This is a genomic window from Plantactinospora sp. CNZ321 (assembly GCF_004217235.1).
In genome coordinates this window covers 1,807,136-1,823,670 of record NZ_SHKQ01000001.1, presented here as the reverse complement: position 1 = coordinate 1,823,670, position 16,535 = coordinate 1,807,136, and the positions used below count along the sequence as shown (strand labels likewise).

The 16,535-nt window shown below is 71.2% G+C and carries 16 protein-coding genes; 5 read left to right on the top strand and 11 right to left on the bottom strand.

Translation table 11 applies throughout. The features are described 5' to 3' along the window. The first annotated feature begins 95 nt into the window (after window positions 1–95). Together EV371_RS08120 and EV371_RS08115 are read left to right on the top strand one after the other, a co-directional pair. Window positions 96–488 (top strand): type II toxin-antitoxin system RelE/ParE family toxin, encoded by a 393-nt coding sequence (locus tag EV371_RS08120; RefSeq protein WP_130461502.1) that lies wholly within the window; start codon window positions 96–98, stop codon window positions 486–488. After that, the gene (locus tag EV371_RS08115; protein WP_088642010.1) at window positions 488–802 is read left to right on the top strand and encodes a transcriptional regulator; all 315 of its coding nucleotides are present in this window, start codon (window positions 488–490) and stop codon (window positions 800–802) included. Before EV371_RS08120 ends, EV371_RS08115 begins: the two co-directional genes overlap by 1 nt. 345 nt (window positions 803–1,147) lie before the next feature. Here the strand turns inward: EV371_RS08115 and EV371_RS08110 are convergent, their stop codons facing one another. From EV371_RS08110 to EV371_RS08095, 3 genes are all read right to left on the bottom strand, one after another. Beyond that, the gene (locus tag EV371_RS08110) at window positions 1,148–1,564 is read right to left on the bottom strand and encodes a PIN domain-containing protein (RefSeq protein ID WP_130461501.1); all 417 of its coding nucleotides are present in this window, start codon (window positions 1,562–1,564) and stop codon (window positions 1,148–1,150) included. Continuing rightward, on the bottom strand, window positions 1,546–1,800 hold the full coding sequence (locus tag EV371_RS08105; protein ID WP_130461500.1) for a FitA-like ribbon-helix-helix domain-containing protein: 255 nt from the start codon (window positions 1,798–1,800) through the stop codon (window positions 1,546–1,548). Before EV371_RS08105 ends, EV371_RS08110 begins: the two co-directional genes overlap by 19 nt. Before the next feature lie 478 nt (window positions 1,801–2,278). Further along, a complete protein-coding gene (locus EV371_RS08095) occupies window positions 2,279–3,766 on the bottom strand; it encodes a DUF1349 domain-containing protein (RefSeq protein ID WP_130461499.1) in 1,488 nt (495 codons plus the stop codon). Between the two features lie 87 nt (window positions 3,767–3,853). On the opposite strand from EV371_RS08095, the gene EV371_RS08090 reads away from it, so the two are divergent. Together EV371_RS08090 and EV371_RS08085 are read left to right on the top strand one after the other, a co-directional pair. After that, window positions 3,854–4,999 carry an ATP-binding protein gene (locus EV371_RS08090; RefSeq protein ID WP_130461498.1) on the top strand — a complete coding sequence of 382 codons (1,146 nt, stop codon included), beginning with the start codon at window positions 3,854–3,856 and terminating at the stop codon, window positions 4,997–4,999. Beyond that, window positions 4,996–5,652 carry a response regulator gene (locus tag EV371_RS08085; protein ID WP_130461497.1) on the top strand — a complete coding sequence of 219 codons (657 nt, stop codon included), beginning with the start codon at window positions 4,996–4,998 and terminating at the stop codon, window positions 5,650–5,652. The genes EV371_RS08090 and EV371_RS08085 overlap by 4 nt, the downstream gene beginning before the upstream one ends. An 89-nt stretch (window positions 5,653–5,741) precedes the next feature. Here the strand turns inward: EV371_RS08085 and EV371_RS08080 are convergent, their stop codons facing one another. Continuing rightward, window positions 5,742–6,548 (bottom strand): RNA polymerase sigma factor SigF, encoded by an 807-nt coding sequence (locus EV371_RS08080; RefSeq protein ID WP_130461496.1) that lies wholly within the window; start codon window positions 6,546–6,548, stop codon window positions 5,742–5,744. Window positions 6,549–6,749: 201 nt separating this feature from the next. Here EV371_RS08080 and EV371_RS08075 point away from each other — a divergent pair, with 201 nt between their 5' ends. Next, the gene (locus tag EV371_RS08075) at window positions 6,750–7,991 is read left to right on the top strand and encodes a low temperature requirement protein A (protein ID WP_130461495.1); all 1,242 of its coding nucleotides are present in this window, start codon (window positions 6,750–6,752) and stop codon (window positions 7,989–7,991) included. A 45-nt stretch (window positions 7,992–8,036) separates the two neighbouring features. Here the strand turns inward: EV371_RS08075 and EV371_RS08070 are convergent, their stop codons facing one another. From EV371_RS08070 to EV371_RS08040, 7 genes are all read right to left on the bottom strand, one after another. After that, the gene (locus tag EV371_RS08070) at window positions 8,037–8,432 is read right to left on the bottom strand and encodes a hypothetical protein (RefSeq protein WP_130461494.1); all 396 of its coding nucleotides are present in this window, start codon (window positions 8,430–8,432) and stop codon (window positions 8,037–8,039) included. Further along, a complete protein-coding gene (locus EV371_RS08065) occupies window positions 8,429–10,741 on the bottom strand; it encodes an excinuclease ABC subunit UvrA (protein WP_130461493.1) in 2,313 nt (770 codons plus the stop codon). The genes EV371_RS08070 and EV371_RS08065 overlap by 4 nt, the downstream gene beginning before the upstream one ends. A 117-nt stretch (window positions 10,742–10,858) precedes the next feature. Continuing rightward, window positions 10,859–11,716 carry an SMP-30/gluconolactonase/LRE family protein gene (locus EV371_RS08060; protein WP_130461492.1) on the bottom strand — a complete coding sequence of 286 codons (858 nt, stop codon included), beginning with the start codon at window positions 11,714–11,716 and terminating at the stop codon, window positions 10,859–10,861. Between the two features lie 60 nt (window positions 11,717–11,776). Further along, window positions 11,777–13,357, bottom strand: coding sequence for a MocR-like pyridoxine biosynthesis transcription factor PdxR (gene pdxR / locus EV371_RS08055; protein ID WP_130461491.1), 1,581 nt, complete (start codon window positions 13,355–13,357; stop codon window positions 11,777–11,779). 176 nt (window positions 13,358–13,533) lie between these two features. Beyond that, window positions 13,534–14,238 (bottom strand): C39 family peptidase, encoded by a 705-nt coding sequence (locus EV371_RS08050; RefSeq protein WP_130460946.1) that lies wholly within the window; start codon window positions 14,236–14,238, stop codon window positions 13,534–13,536. Window positions 14,239–14,758: 520 nt separating this feature from the next. Next, entirely contained in the window at window positions 14,759–15,928 is a 1,170-nt protein-coding gene (locus tag EV371_RS08045; RefSeq protein WP_349337837.1) for a MalY/PatB family protein, read from the bottom strand. A gap of 53 nt (window positions 15,929–15,981) precedes the next feature. Further along, entirely contained in the window at window positions 15,982–16,509 is a 528-nt protein-coding gene (locus EV371_RS08040; RefSeq protein ID WP_130461489.1) for a hypothetical protein, read from the bottom strand. Window positions 16,510–16,535: the final 26 nt, after the last annotated feature.

Sequence of the window (16,535 nt, the reverse complement as noted above, 5' to 3'; positions counted from 1 at the left end):
GGTTCGCACGTCCACGTGCGGCCTGGCAGGTAAGGGTTTCGCTGGCTCGGCCACAACCGGGATCGGCTGTGTATAGGTTGAGCTATAGTTGTTCCGTGACCAACGGGCCGGCCCACCGCTGGGCAGTCAGGACCACAGGCGAGGTCCGCAACTGGCTACGGGCCCTACGTCAGTCCGACCCGGCGGCGTACCGATCCGTCAACGTGGCCATCGACATGCTCGCCGAAACCGGTCCGGGCCTGGGGCGTCCGCTGGTCGACACTCTCCGGGGTTCGAGTATCAGCAACCTCAAGGAGCTACGGCCGAGGTCTGGGCGGAACGTCGCCATTCGGGTTCTGTTCGCCTTTGATCCCTGGTCGCAGGCGGTGCTGTTGGTCGCGGGCAACAAGGCGGGAGACTGGACGCGGTGGTACGAGAACGCGATCCCGATCGCCGAGGTCGCTTATGAGGGTTGGCTTGCCTTCGAGAGGAAACGAAGGGAGGGCTGATGGTCGACTTCCATGACTGGGACGACATCCGCGCCGAGTTGCACGATGGGGACGACGACGCGCTCGATGCGGAACGCGCCCGCACCGAGGCGTGGGTCGGCGCGTTCCACCTCGCCGAGGAGCGCAAGCGTCTCGGCCTTACCCAGCGGCAGGTGGCCGAGCTGATGGGGGTTACGCCCGGCCGGGTGAGTCAGATCGAGAACGGCGATCTGGACGCCAACGAGGTGGCGACCCTCAGCCGGTACGCACGAGCACTGGGTGCCCGGATGCGGATCATCTTCGACTACGGCAGCGACCTCCGGCAGATCGCCTGATCTCGTGTTCTGAGGTCGCCCATGGCCCGCTTCAGGTCAGCGATGTTGCCGACGTCGGCGAGTGGGTGATGTTCGCGCCACCTCGACGATCCCACCAAAGACAGCCTGGACTGCCGCGGTGTCGCCGGCCGCCAGAGCCTGCGGACCCAGTGCGGACTGAGAGCGTCGGCCCAGACCTTGACGCGGTCCGTCCGGGTCGTCGGCAGCATGCTTGAACAGGGACAACGGTCGGTGGGGCGGAGGTACCCCCATGCGAACCACCCCCGCGACGATCGCCGGTGATCCGCTTCCAGTCAGGTTGTCCGGCCCGAGGGCGTCAGGCCGATGATCCTCGGGCGGCCACCGTCAGGACACCGCGAGTAGTCGGAACTCGCAGCGGACGCCGCTGGCCTTGGCGAGCCGACCATCACCGGTCACGAGCGGGCAGGCCAACAACTCCGCCGCCGCGACGTAAGCCGCGTCGTACGCCGTGACATTGCCCCGCAACTGCCACATCCGGTCGAGCAGCATAGCGATGGCAACCTCATCGATGACCAACGAGGGCAGGGTGCCGATCGCCTCCTGAGCCCGGGCAAGGCCCAGCTTCCTACCGAGGACTTTGCCTCTGATCACCGAAATGACCTCGACCAGAAGATGGCTCGGTGCGGCCCAGTGCGGATCTCCGGTCAGCTCCGCCCGCGCCGCGTCGCCGACCGGCCCGTCGTCGACCAGGGCGTCGGCCAGAACCGACGCATCCACGACGATCATTCGGCGCTGTCCCACGGTCCGCGCTGCTCCCGCTGGTCATTCAACTCGGCCACGCTCTCCCCCGGCAGGGAGCGAGCACCGTCCGATCGGCCGGCGAAGCGATCAAGGGCCGCGGTGTTGCGCAGCCGCCGAGCCTGGGTCTCCACCAGATCCAACAGGTACGCCTGGAGTGACTGCCCGCGCGCCTTAGCCTGCGCTGCCAGGGCGTCTCGTACTTCTTCCGGCACGTCCCGAATCTGGAGAGCAACCATGCATTCATTATGCATGCAGCATCACTCGCTCGCCAGAAAGACTTGAGGCTTCGATCAATCGGTTCCGCATGACGACTGCGACACGGCCAAGAACCGCAGTTCAGAGAAGTCGGTGGGCCGGAGGTACCACCATGCGAACCACACCGCCACGATCGCCGGTGATCCGCTACCCGTAGGTTGCCCCGCTCGCGGGCTTCGGGCGGTGCTCGGTGATCTCGACTCGCCCTACCGGCACGGTTCGCCGGAACGACTGGCCTCGCCGTACGCGATGTCGCCTGGGGTTTGCGGAAAGGATCGCGCGCGTCGTCGCTATTGCTCTGACCTGCGACGCGATCGTCTTCACCAGCGATCCGGAAGGCATCGCCCAACTGTCTGCCGCCGCGGACGTCACGCGTAGTACTCCGTCTCTGTACGGTCACCGCTCTAGAACGGACGGACCCGAACCCGGAACGGCGCGGGGTCGTTCCGGCACGGCCTGCTATCGCCAGTCGGTGTCCACCGCCGGCTGCCGGCCGACGGCCATCCGCAGCACGATCAGGGTGTACGCGCAGAGCACCGCGAGCCCCGCCCACCAGGGCAGCGGGAAGTACCCGGCCGACGGTGCGTAGTGGGCGACGACCTGCGGATATTCCTGCGTCGTCTGCTTGACGGCGAAGCCGGCGGCCGGGGTGAGCCGCAGCAGCCACTCGGAGACCGGGTCGGGCAGTAGCGGGAGCGCGGTGACGGCGTAGGGCACCGCGACCAGCGACAGCCCGACGAGGATCGCCACCGGGCCGCGACGCAGCCACACACCGAGCCCGTGCCCGAGGACAGCGCAGAGGGCGAGCACCACCGAAATCCCGATGATCACCCGGGCGCCGGTCGGTACCGACATCGACTGCACCGGGTTTCCGTTGCTCTTCAGGATCGCCGCACCCACCGGAAGGACGACGCCGACGGCGACCAGACCGGTGACGAAGGTGGCCGCGCCGACGACCGCCGCCCGGGCGACGATCGCCCGCCGACCGATCGCCTGCCGAGTTGCGCGGGTGCCGTGACGGACCGCGACGACGAGCATGACGATCAGGGCAACCACCAGGCCGATCAGGGTGTTCTCGACGGTACGCGCGCCCTCCTCGTTGAGCGGCCCGATGTCGCCGGTACCGCTGACCGTGATGACACCGTCCCGCTCGGTGGCGCCCGACGGGTTGTGGTACCTCTCCCAGTCGGTGTGGTTCATCTCGCCGACCGGGTCGCTGTCCCATGCCTCGGCGGTGCCGCCGACGACGGCGACGTTGTCGAAGACACCGACGGCCTGGGTGAACCGGGACTCCTCGACGGCGCCGCCGAGGGCGACCTTCCGGAGGGTGAGGTCGCCGGGCGAGGTGGCGAAGAGGCCGACCTGCACGGTGTCCGGCAGCCCGTCGAGCCTCGCCGTCCCGACGGTGCGCCACTGCTCGCCGTCGACCGACTCGGAGCCGGTGATGGTGTCGCCCGAGCGGGTCAGCCGCAACCAGCGCGGGGACTGCTCGGAAACGTCGCCCGCGCTCCCGGCGACGTCGTGGGCGTAGTCGTGCTGGAAGCGTACGCCGTGGCCGCCGGTCATCATGAGTGCCGCGTACCGCGAGCCCGGCCGCACGCCGTCCTTGACGATGATCCCCGCCTTCGCCCATGGCACCAGCCCGGACACGATCTCGTCATGGTCCGGCGGAGGATAGGTGATCGTCCCGGACATCGAGGTCATCCGCACCGTGATGCTGCCCTCGCGGCCCAGGTCGCGGTGCAGGAACCAGAACCTGTCGCTGACGGTGGCGCCGTCGCTGGCCACGGGAACGCCCGGGCACGGCCCGGAGCAGGACGAGTGGCTGCCGAAGGCGTAGAGCAGACCCAGCGCGATGACGGTGACGGCGGCGGCGGCCAGGGCGGCCAGCCGGCCGGGGCGACGGAACGCGGTCCATTCCCGCCGGAGGAGGTCGGTGGTCGACATGCCTTCGGTTCTACGCATCGGCGGGTAACGGGGCCCGAACCGGCGCTGTCACGCCGTTGTTAGGTGGCCCCGGGCATCCTGGAAGGCATGCTCAGGCTGCTCAGCGGGACCGTGCGGGCGAGGTTCACCGCCCTCTACGCCCTGGTGTTCCTCGTCTCCGGTGTCGGGCTGTCGGCCCTGACCTTTCTGCTCTCCGGCGGCAGCATCAGCAGCGTCGTACCCGCCGGAGGTCCGCCGCCCGGCCAGGGCGGCCCGGCGCAGCAGCGGATCCGGCAGTTGGAGGAGCAACTGGCCGCCGTGCAGGCGGAGCAGGCCCGCCAACTGCTGGCCGGCTCGCTGATGGCGCTGATCGTGATGGCGGTCGTGTCACTGCTGCTCGGTCGGGTGCTGGCCGGGCGGGTACTCCGACCGCTGCGGCTCATCACCCGCGCCACCCGGCGCATCTCCGCCGACAGCCTGGACCGGCGGCTGGCGGTGGACGGCCCGGCCGACGAGGTGAAGGACCTCGCCGACACCATCGACGAACTGCTCGAACGGCTCGAAGCCTCGTTCACCGCACAGCGCCGCTTCGTCGCCAACGCGTCCCACGAGTTGCGTACGCCGCTGGCGACGATGCGGGCGTCGCTGGATGTCGCGGTCGCCAAGCCCGACCCGCCCCCCTCGACGGTGGCGCTGGCGGATCGGCTGCGCCGCCAGTTGGACCGGGTCGACCACCTGCTCGACGGGTTCCTCGTGCTGGCCCGGGCCCAGCACGGGGCACTGGCCGACGCCACCACCGTCGACCTCGGCGACCTCGTCGGCGCGGCCCTGCACGAGCGGACTGCCGACGTACGGGCGAAGCGGCTGAACGTGACGGTGGACGTACCACCGGGCACGGCGACCCACGGCAGCCCGGCGCTGCTGGCGCGGCTGGTGGACAACGTCGTCGACAACGCTGTGACCCACAACGAGCAGGGCGGATGGATCGGGATCACCGGATCGGCGGGCGAGGAGGAGACGGTACTCGTCGTCGAGACCGGTGGTCGCCTTCTCGACCAGCGGGAGGTCGACCGGCTGGCGCGGCCCTTCGAGCGGCTCGGCGGTGAGCGTCACGGCTCCTCAGGGCTCGGACTCTCCATCGTGGCCGCCGTCGCCGCCGCCCACGGCGGCCGGCTCGTCCTGCGCGCCCGGCCGGAGGGCGGTCTGGGAGTGTCGATCACGCTTCCGGCGGGGAAGGTGCCGGTGACAGCGTGAGAATCCTCGTCGTCGAAGACGATCACGCTCTCGCCGAGGTCGTCGCGGAAGGGCTGCGCGACCAGGGGATGGCCGTCGACATCGCGTACGACGGGCTGACCGCCGGCGCGAAGCTCGACCTCGGCACGCACGACGTGGTGGTCCTGGACCGGGACCTGCCCGGCCTGCACGGCGACACACTGTGTCAGATGATCAGCGAGCGGACCGGCCGGCCGATGGTGCTGATGCTGACCGCGGCGAGCGCGCCCGGTGACCGGGTCAGTGGGCTGACCCTCGGTGCGGACGACTATCTCGGCAAGCCCTTCCACTTCCCGGAGCTGATCCTGCGGATCCAGGCGCTGGCCCGGCGCAGGCCGGACGCGCGGCCCCGGACGCTGCACGCGGGCGGGATCACGTTGGATCCGGTACGCCGGACCGCCGTCCGGGACGGACGGCACCTCAACCTCTCGGTGAAGGAGTTCGCGGTGCTGGAGGCGCTGCTGCGGGCCAGTCCGGGCTTCCTGAGTACCGAGGCGCTGCTGGAGCAGGTCTGGGACGAGAACGCCGATCCGTTCACCAACACCGTCACGGTGACCGTTGGCCGGTTACGACGGAAGCTCGGCGACCCACCGGCCATCGCGACGACGCCGGGGGTCGGCTACCGGATCGCCTGATCCGACGCCCGCGGCGGCATCCGGGCGAACGATTCACGGTGCCGCCCCGCTTCCTGCGGTTCGGGTCCTGCGGGCTGCCCGCCGCGCCGTCAGTAGGTGTCGGCGAGTTGGGTGCGGAGTTTGGTGAGGGCGCGGGTGAGGAGGCGGCTGATGTGCATTTGGGAGACGCCGATGTGTTCGGCGATTTGGGATTGGGTGAGGTTGCCGTAGAAGCGGAGGGTGAGGATTTTTTGTTCGCGTTCGTCGAGGGTGGCGAGGGCGGGGCCGAGGGCGACGCGGAGTTCGGCGAGTTCGTATTGGTTGTCTTCGGTGCCGAGGAGGTCGCCGAGTTCGGTGGTGCGTTCGCCGTCGCCGGTGGGGGTGGAGAGGGAGACGGCGTTGTAGGCGCGGGCGCCTTCGAGGCCTTCGAGGATGTCTTCTTCGGTGAGGTTGAGGTGGGTGGCGATGTCGGTGATGGTGGGGGAGCGGCCGAGGGTTTGTAGGAGGGTGCTGTTGGCTTCGCTGATGGCGAGGCGGAGTTCTTGGAGGCGGCGGGGGACGCGGATGTCCCAGGTGCGGTCGCGGAAGTGTCGTTTGAGTTCGCCGATGATGGTGGGGATGGCGTAGCCGGCGAAGTCGACGCCGCGGGTGGGGTCCCATTTGTTGATGGCTTTGATGAGGCCGATGGCGGCGGTTTGGGTGAGGTCGTCGGTGGGTTCGCCGCGTCCGCTGTAGCGGTGGGCGAGGTGGTGGGCGAGGGGGAGCCAGGCTTCGATGGCTTTGTCGCGGAGGGTGGGTCGGGAGGGGTGGTGGGTGGGTAGGGCGGTCATGGCGTGGAGGAGGTCGGTGGCGGTGTCGGTGAGGGTGGGGTTGGTGGTGTGGGTGGTGGTGGTGGTTCTGGTGGTTGTGGTGCTCATGTGGTTCCTCCCTGCGCTGGCTGTTCAGGCATCACCTTAGCCCGTTGGTATTGGCTGAGGCTAGCCGAACGGCTGATATATAAAACGGGCATATGCGACTGAAAGCTGGCAGAACCGCCCTTGATCTAACCCCTACCCGACCCCGGATTCGCCCCCGAACGGGATTCGCCGATCCCGCCCGACCCGCCCGACCCAGACGGAATGATTACCGTCTGTGAGCTGGAGGCGGCACCGCGTACCGTGCCGGGGCGGCCGGACCGGCGACCGGAGCACGGGGTGATCCGGCCACGCCGGCTCGTCGAGCGCTGGGGCCTGGACCCGGATTCCCTGCCCGGCGAGGAGGAGCGGCACGCGTCCTGGCTCGAACTCTTCTTCGACCTGGTCTTCGTACTGGCCCTCGCGGCCGTGCAGAGCCGGCTCGCCGAGGTGGTCCCCGACACCGGCGAGATCCTCTGGACCGCCGGCCTCTTCGTGATCGTCTACTGGGCCTGGGTCGGGCAGGCCTTCTACGACACCCGTTTCGACCCCGACGACCTCGGCCACCGGCTGGTCGTCCTCGCCGGCATGATCGGCGCGGGCATCATGGCGATCGGCGCCGAGGATGCTCCGGAGACCCGGCTGCTACCCGTCGGCTACCTCGTGGTCCGCGGCACCCTGTTGGTGCTCTACCTCCGGGTACGCGGCGTCGGTACCACCGCACGCCGGCTGACCACCGTCTACCTCGTCGGGTTCGGCGCGGGCCTGCTCTTCTGGGTCGCCTCGCTCGCCGTACCGGCACACAACCGTCCGCTGCTCTGGCTGATCGGACTGGTCGTCGAGGTACTGACCCCGTGGCTCGGCCGCCGTTGGCTGGTGCAGCATCCGGTCCACCCGTCACACCTGCCGGAACGGATCGGGCAGTTCACCATCATCCTGCTCGGGATCAGCCTGACCGACCTGATCGACGCGGTGCCGACCCGCCCGTCGCCGGCCGCCGTCGTGGTGGCGCTCACCGGCTTCCTCATCCCCGCCTCGATATGGTGGGTCTACACCACCTTCGTGACCGTGGGGCTGACCACGTCGCGGTTGAGCGCCGGCATCGGCTACGCGACCGCGCACGGGGTGGTCGGCTCCGCGCTGCTGCTGCTCGGCTGGTGCCTGGGCCAGGCCGTCCGGGAGGCCGGGGCCGGCCGGGAGCACCTGCCGCAGATGCTGCGCCTGCTGCTGGCGGTCTCGCTCGCCAGTTGGATGGTCGGTGGCCTGGCGCTGCAACGGATCGCGCTGGGCAGGGTACCGGCGCTGCGGATCGGGATCGCGGCGGTCGGCGTCGGGCTGCTCGGCGCCGCCGCCCTGATACCGCCGCCGATCGTCCTGGTGCCCCTGCTCGCCCTGCTGATGATCTGCTACGCCGCCGTGGCCAGCCGGCTGATCGTCCGGGTCGGCGAGGAGCGGGTCGAGACGTAGCGCCGCCCGACGGGCGGGCTGACCTGCCGGCCCGTCGGGCGGCGGTCAGCCGGCCAGGCGGCGGGCCCGGTCGCGTACCCGTCGGGCGGCGAGGTGCGCGGCCGCGAAGCTCCGACCGGCGGTGATCCGCATCGACTCGGGGATGTCGTCCAGCCCGCGATAGAGCACCCCCAGCAGTTGCAGCCAGCTCATCAGGCCGGCGAGCTCCCCGCCCAGCGGGTCGGGTCGGCCGGCCGGGTCCACGGCCAGCGGGCCGGGATAGCCGTCGACCGCCTCCTGGAGGGCGCGGTGCCGCGCGGCCAGCGGCGGCAACAGTTCGGCGACCGGGACCGGCGTGCCGGCCCGCACCGGGTACGCGCCGAGCAGCTCGACCACCGCCCCGGCCGCCTCGGCGACGGCGGCCGCGAGGCGGCGGCGGTCGCCCTCGGTCACCGGCGTCATGCCGGCACCGCCGCGGCACCCAGGGCCCGGCGCAGGTGTACGCCGGTGGGCGAGGTGGCCAGCTCGACCAGGCCACCCGGCTCGCCCTGGTAGAGCACCCGGCCACCCCGGCTGCCGCCCTCCGGCCCGAGCTCCACCACCCAGTCGGCGTACGCGACGACGTCCAGGTTGTGCTCGATCACGAGTACGGTCGCCCCGTACTCGTCGACCAGCCGGTCCAGTACGCCCAGCAGCCGACCCACGTCCGCCATGTGCAGCCCGGTGGTCGGCTCGTCGAGCACGTACGCCGGGGCGCCGCCGCGCAGGTGCGTGGCGAGCTTGATCCGCTGGCACTCGCCACCGGAGAGGCTGGTCAGCGCCTGGCCGAGCCGCAGGTAGTCGAGCCCGACGTCGGCGATCGCCGCCAGCACCGGGGCGATCCGGCGGCTGCCGGCGAAGAACTCCCGCCCCTGCGCGACCGTCATCTCCAGCACGTCGCTGATGGTCCGTCCGCGCAGCCGGTAGCCCAGCACCTCGTCGGAGAAGCGGCGGCCGTCGCAGGTCTGGCAGACCAGCGAGATGCCCTCCAGCGCGCCGAAGTCCGTCTGCACCACGCCCAGGCCCGCACAGGTGGCGCAGGCCCCCGAGGAGTTCGCGCTGAACAGGGCCGGACTGACCCGGTTGGCCCGGGCGAACTCGGTCCGGATCTGGTCGGCGACCCCGGTGTAGGTGACGACGGTGGACCGGCGGTTGGCGTGCGGCATCGACTGGTCCACGATCACCGCCTCGGGATGCTGGGCCCGGAACGCGCCGTCCACCAGGCTCGACTTGCCCGCGCCGGCCACCCCGGCGATCACGGTGAGCACCCCGGACGGGATGTCGAGGCTGAGGTCGCGCAGGTTGTGCGTGCGGGCCTCGACGATCGGCAGGACGCCGGTCGGGGTGCGTACCGTCGCCTTCAGCCGGGTGCCCCGGGTCATCGCCCGGCCGGTCGCGGTGTCGGCGTCGACGAGCCCGTCGACCCCGCCGGCGTAGACCACCCGGCCGCCCGCCGTACCGGCGCCGGGGCCCAGGTCGAGCACGTGGTCGGCGGCCGCGATCACGTCACGGTCGTGCTCGACGACCAGCACGGTGTTGCCCTTGTCCCGCAACGTGCGCAGCAGGTTGGTGAGCCGGTGCACGTCCCGGGGATGCAGCCCGACGCTCGGCTCGTCGAAGATGTAGAGCAGGTCGTTCAGGCTGCTGGAGAGGTGTCGTACGATCTTGACCCGCTGGGCTTCGCCCCCGGAGAGCGTACTGGTGCGCCGGTCCAGGCTCAGGTAGCCGAGCCCGATCTCCACCAGGTGCCCGACCTGGCCGACCAGGGTGTCCAGCACCGGCTTGGCCGCCGGCACCTCCAGCCCGGCCAGTACGCCGAGCAGTTCCTCGGCCTCCATCGCGCAGAGTTCGGCGATGTCATGCCCGCCGATCCGGCTGGAGCGCGCCAGCGGCGACAGCCGGCTGCCGCCGCACCCCCGGCACCGCACCGAGGTGGTGTGCTCCCGCACCATCCGCCGGGTCCGCTCCCCCGGCTCCGTCTGCTGGTCGAGGTAGCGTCGGCGGAACTTCACCACCGCGCCCTCGTAGCTCAGGTGGATCGTCGACCCACCGACCTCCAGCGGCACCGTGCCGTCGGTCGCGTACAGCAGGTCGTCGAGTTCCCGGTCCGAGTACGCCGACACCGGCTTGTCCGGGTCGAGCCGGCCCGAGGTGGCGAGCAGGTGCCAGTCCCGGCTGCCCACCTTGAACGTCGGGGCGAGCAGGGCCCCCTCGTTGAGCGACCGGGTGGGGTCGAGGAAGGTGGCCAGGTCGACGTCGGTGACCTCGCCGAGCCCTTCGCACTCCGGGCACATCCCGGCGGGCATGTTGAACGAGAACGCGTCGGGGTAGCCGACGAACGGCTCGCCGACCCGGGCGAAGAGCAGCCGCAGCAGCGGGGCGATGTCGGTGATGGTGCCGACGGTCGACCTCGGCCCGCCGGTGAGCGGTCGCTGGTCGATCGCGACCGTCGCCGGCAAATGCTCGATCAGGTCGACGGCCGGTCTGGCGGTACTCGGCAGGAAGTTGCGGACGAACATCGGCAGCATCTCGGTCATCTGCCGCTGGCCCTCGACCGCGATCGTCTCGAAGACCAGCGACGACTTCCCCGATCCGGAGACGCCGGTGACGACGGTCAGCCTGCGCTTGGGGATCTCGACTTCGACGTCCGCGAGGTTGTGTTCGCGGGCGCCGGTGACCCGGATCCACTCGGTGACCGGCCCGTCCGGCCCGGAAAGTTCAACGACACTCATTCCCTCAACAATATCGTTGAACCGCCATGTTAAGAGTTCGGCAAGGTTGTCCGGGCGTCTCCGGCCAAAAGTCTCAACTCGCGTGTTGAGACGCCGGCACCGGGGCAGGTGACCGGTTCAGGCCCGGAACGGGGTGACCGGCAGCCCGGCGACCCCGGGCTCGGCCCGGAACAGCGCACCGGCGGCCGGCTCCGGGTCGTCCAGGCCGAGCCGGGAGGTGGTGATGTAGAGATCGCGCAGCTCCGGTCCGCCGAAGGTGCAGGCGGTGACCTGACGGGCCGGCACCGCCAGCCGTACGTCCAGCCGGCCGTCCGGTGCGTAGCGGCGTACCTCGCCACCGCCCCAGAGCGCGACCCACACCCCGCCCTCGGCGTCCACCGTCAGCCCGTCCGGCGAGCCGTCGGCGGGTTCGATCCGGGCGAACGGCCGCCGGCCGGTCAGCGCCGCCTCGTCAGCGGCGTAGTCGAAGACGTCGACGCGCTGGGTCGGGGTGTCGACGTAGTACGCCAGGGTGCCGTCGGGCGACCAGCCGATGCCGTTGGAGATGGTGACATCCGTGAGTACCCGCCGGGCCACCAGGTCGGCGTCCAGCCGGTAGAGCGCGGCCGCCCCCGGCCTGGTGTCGTACGCCATCGAGCCGCAGTAGAACCGGCCGGCCGGGTCGCAGCCGCCCTCGTTCATCCGCAGGTCCGGATCGGCCCAGACGTTGGGCAGCCGGCGTACCGGCCGGAGCTGCGCGTCGGTGAACAGGAACCCGCGCTCCACCGCGACCAGGTAGCCGTCCCCGGCCCGGGGTCGCACCACCGCCGCGACGCTGTCGACGTGGTGCCGATCCACCCGCCCGGCCCCCGGCGTCATCGTCAGTACGTCGCCGGCCAGCATGTCCACCCACAACAGCCGACCGGTCCGGGGGTCCCAGACCGGTCCCTCGGCATGCTGGCAGCACGGATCCGTCACCTGCGTCGCGTCCACCACGTCGCGCTCCTTTCGACAACCTCGATCATGTCAGCGGGCTGCGGCAGAACCCCGATAATGTCAGCGGGCTGCGGCACCGACGGCGGCGATGCCGTCGGAGATCTCGGCGGTGGTGCTGGCGGCGTAGCCGAGCACCAGGCCCGGCGGGCCGGGACGTTGCCGGTGCCAGGAGAGCGGCTGCACCTTGACACCCCGGGCGAGCGCCGCGGTAGCCAGCTCGACGTCGTCGACGCGATCGCCTCGGCCACCGACAAAGGTGATCATGAGGTGAAGGCCCGCCGCCGCGCCGTGCACGACCGCGTCCGGCAGGTGGGCCCGGATCGCGGCGATCATCGCGTCCCGGCGCCGGACGTGGCGACGGCGGAGGAGCCGCAGGTGGCGTTCCAGCCCTCCCGACTCCATCAACTCGGCCAGCACCAGTTGCGGCAGGGCGGCGTTGCCGAGATCCGCGGTCCGCTTCGCGTCGACCAGGGCGGCGCGGTACCGGCTCGGTGCGAGCAGCCAGCCGACCCGCAGGGCGGGGGCGAGCAGCTTGGAGACACTGCCGGCGTAGCAGACCTGTTCGGGCAGCATCGCCCGGAGCGCCGGTACGGGTGGTCGGTCGTACCGGTGTTCGGCGTCGTAGTCGTCCTCGATGATCAGCCCTCCGCCGGTCGCCCAACGCATCAGCTCGCGCCGCCGGGCACCGTCCAGCACCACCCCGGTCGGGAACTGGTGCGCCGGGGTCAGCATCACCGCCGGGGCATCGCTGGCCACGAGTTCGTCGACACACAGCCCGGCGGCGTCGACCGGGATCGGCGGCGTCGCCAGCCCCCAGTTGGACAGTTGCTGCCGGACCCCGAGGGAGCCCGGGTCCTCGACCGCCACCGTCCGCAGCCCGTCGCGGGGCAGCACCTGCCCGAGCAGGGTCAGCGCCTGCGCGACGCCGGCCACCACCAGCACCTCGTCCGGGTCCACGCCGATCCCCCGGTTGCGGGCCAGCCAGCGCGCGACCGCCTCCCGCAGCCTCGGGGCGCCCCTCGGGTCGCCGTAGCCGAAGTCGCCGGGCGTCAGAGCGTGCAGCACGGCGCGTTCGGCCCGCAGCCAGGCCGCGCGGGGAAAGGCGGCGAGATCGGGTACCCCCGGGGTCAGGTCGATCCGGGCCGGCGCGGCGCGGAGCGAGTCGAAGATGTCGGTGCGGGGGCCGGCGGCGAAGGGCCCGGCGGCCGGTGCCGGGATGCCGGTGGACCGGGCGGTCACGGCCGGGATGCCGGTGGACCGGGCGGTCACGGCCGGGATGCCGGTGGACCGGGACGGCGCGGCCGAGGTGCCGGTCGACCGGGCGGGGACGGCGGGTGCGCCGATCGGGGCGGAGACGACGATCGTCCCGCCCCGGCCCCGCCCGGCGACGTGACCGTCCTCGACCAGCCGCTGGTACGCCTCGGTGACCACCCCCCGGGAGACGCCCAGCTCGGCGGCGAGTACCCGGGTCGCCGGCAACCGCCCGCCCACCGGCACCCGGCCGTCGGAGATCGCCGACCGCAGTCGGCTGGCGAGCCAGTCGGCCCGGCCCCCGGCCGGCGCGTCACCGATGTCGAGCTGGAGGAAGTCGGAGCCGGAGGATATGGACCGGTCGGCTGCCTCCTGTTTGGCTCTGCTCATCAGGCCATTGTGCCGGGCAGAGTGGGCGGGCCGACACCGCTCGCGCTGGCGGACGAGTTGGCCGCGCTCTGGTCGGCACGGGGGCCGGCGGACTCCGGCTACGCCGGTGTTCCGCCGGACGGCGAAAGGGCCAGCCCCGGTCGGGGCTGGCCCTTTCGTGTGGTGTCCGGTTCTGGTTATGCGGAGTAGCCGCGTTCGGCGGCCCAGTTGGCCAGGGTGATGGTGCTCATCCAGTACTCGGCCTGGTTCGGGTTGGCCGGGTCGGCGATCCTGACCTTACGGCCGTGGTCGTCGTAGCCGACCACCGTCAGGTAGTGCCCACCCGGGTACGAGTGCGACACACCATCGACATCGGTGGCGGTGCCCTTGATGTTCATCACCACCGGACGGTTACCGTCGATCGCGTTGACCACGTCGACCTGGAGCCGGTCCATCTGCTCCGGCTTCGCCGTGGCGTCCGGGATCGCGACCGTGTGGTAGTCCTTACCACCGGCGGAGTTGAGCACCCGGGTGGTGTCCTCGGCCGAGTCCGTTCCCGCCTCGGTCGTGTGCAACTGCCGTGCCATCTCGTCCTGGCTCGGCGTCTGTCCCTGCGCGGTCAGGGCGATCCTGGTCGCGGCCGGCGCGCAGTAGTAGAAGTTCTCCTGCGCCTTGTACTGGTAGTCGAGGACCTTCGACGGTGCCCGCTTGTCGATCTGCCTGATGTCGGCGGTCACCGCCGCCGCGGTCGGCGAGCCGCCCGGGGTCGGGTTGTTGTCCATCGCGATCACGGGGCCGGCGAACGCGCCACCGACGACGGCGAGTCCGGCGACACCCAGCGCGGTCTTACGGATCGGAGTCTTCTCGGTGATGGCCGGGAGCCATCGGTTGACGAAAGTCATGATGGTCGCCTTCCATTCCGGGGGTACGACACCACCCGACAGACGGGCAGGTCGAAAGGAAAGAAACCCGAAGAAACTCGGGGGGAAAGAACACCTCAGGGCGCACGGGCGGCGGCGTGCCGACCGCTCGCTGCTCCGGGGTGCCGAGGGATGTAACCGGGGCCGGCGGCCCGTCATTCCCGGGGCCCGGCACCGACCCATCCACCCGCACAGCCGACCCGGCAGACCGGGGGCTGCTGCTGCGGACGTACGCCGGGTATAACCATGGCCGCCGGCCCGGTGTTCCGCGATCCGGGCCGACCCGCCAGACGATCATGCCAAAAAATCGGACATTCGGCTGACGACCGGACAGTCGTCATCCCGTCGAGCAGTGCCGGTACCTCGGCCGGGTCCTCGACCTGGGCGCCGTGCCCAGACCGGACAGGCTGGCCCTCTGAACGCCCGACCGGGCCAACTTCTGAGACCGGGCGGATCAGCGCAATCGAGGGTGGGCGGATCAGCGCAGCCGAGGGCGGGCGGATCAGCGCAGCGCGGCGGCCATCCGCCGGACCGCCTCGGTGATCAGTTCCGGAGAGGTCGCCAGGTTGAACCGGGCGTGTCCGGCACCGTTGGTCCCGAAGAGCGGCCCGGAGACCAGCGCGACCCGACCACGCTCCAGGAACACCTCGGCGGGATCGGCGGGTGCGCCCGAACTGTCAGCCGGCAGGGGCAGGTCCCGGCAGTCCAGCCAGGTGAGGTAGGTGCCCTCCGGCGGCCGGTACCGCACCTGCGGCAGGTGCTCGGCGAGCAGGTCGCCGAGGAGCCGGCGGTTCTGGTCGAGCCCGGCCAGCAGTTCGTCGAGCCACGGGCCGCCGTAGCGGAACGCGGCGGTGTGCGCGATCGCTCCGAGGTGGCTGGCGCCGTCGCCGGCCACCTTCGGCATCCGGGCCAGGTCGTCGACGGCCGCCGGGCCGGCAACCGCCAGCGCCGCCTTCAGCCCGGCCAGGTTCCACGCCTTCGACGCGGAATGCAGCGCGAGGCCGCGTTCACCGCCGGGCATCGAGAGGTACGGCCGGAATGTCACGCCCGGATAGACCAGCGGCGCGTGGATCTCGTCCACCACGACGCGTACGCCGTACCGGTCGGCGAGTTCGATCACCATCGCGAGTTCGTCGGCGGTGTGCACCGTGCCGGTCGGGTTGTGCGGGCTGCACAGCAGGTACGCGGCGGGACGGCCGCCCGAGACGGCCTCGGCGAAGGCCGCTGCCAGGGCGTCCGGGTCGAGCCGGTACTCCGCGTTCAGCGGTGCCTCGACGACCCGACGGTCCGCGCTCCGGAGGAAGTCGTAGAACGGCGGATAGACCGGCGGGTTGATCACTACGGCGTCGCCGTACCCGGTGACCAGCTTGACCATCTCGACGACGCCGAGCATCACGTCGGGGACCAGCCGGGTCTGCTCGACCTCCGGGGCCCAGCCCCAGCGTTCCCGGGCGAAACCGGCGAGCGCCGAGGCGTAGTCCGCGCCGCCCGGCGCGTAGCCGGTGTCGCCGAGCGCGACCGCGTCGGTCAGCGCCCGCGCGACCGGCTCGGCGAGCGGCACGTCCATCTCCGCGACCCAGAGCGGGAGTACGTCCGGCGGGTAGTGCCGCCACTTCTCGCTGGTACGACGTCGAAGGTCGGCCAGGGTCAGCGTCTGCAAGGGGTTGCCCACCAGGCCACGGTACTTGCTTCTCCCGCCGGTGCGACTCCGCTGCGGCGGCCCGGTTAGCCTGCGGCGGACGGGCCGAACACCCGGTGGTGGTCGAACGGGCAGGCCGTGACCTCGTCCCCGAACAGTTCGGCGACGAGGTCACGGGCGCTCGGCAGCACCGGGGGCGGCAGTTGCCTCCCGTGCCGCCACTCAGCCTCCCAACCGCCGTCGCTGTGGATCGCGAAGCCGTCCGGCAGCAGCCGGTGGCACCGGAGCAGGATGGTGGTGACGGCAAGGTCGTAGGGCTCGCGTCCGGTCTTGCAGAACCCGGTCAGCCGGCCATCGGCGCTCTGCTGCCGGTAGCCGGGCCAGCGGGGCGCCAGCACCAGCGGCTCACCGTACTCGTCGCGCTCCCCGTCACCGTTGACGGCGATGACCTCGTACTCCGCCGGCAGGTTCCCGTCGAACGGATCCCGGCACAGCCGCACGCCGGCCGCCTCCACCCGGTCGAGGATCAGCTGGGCATCCGCCCACATCCGCGGCCAGACCGCCCGGAACTCGGCACTCTGCGGAAAGTACGAGAAGTAGTGGGTGTAGCCCATCCGAGGATTGTCGGCGAATCGGGTCG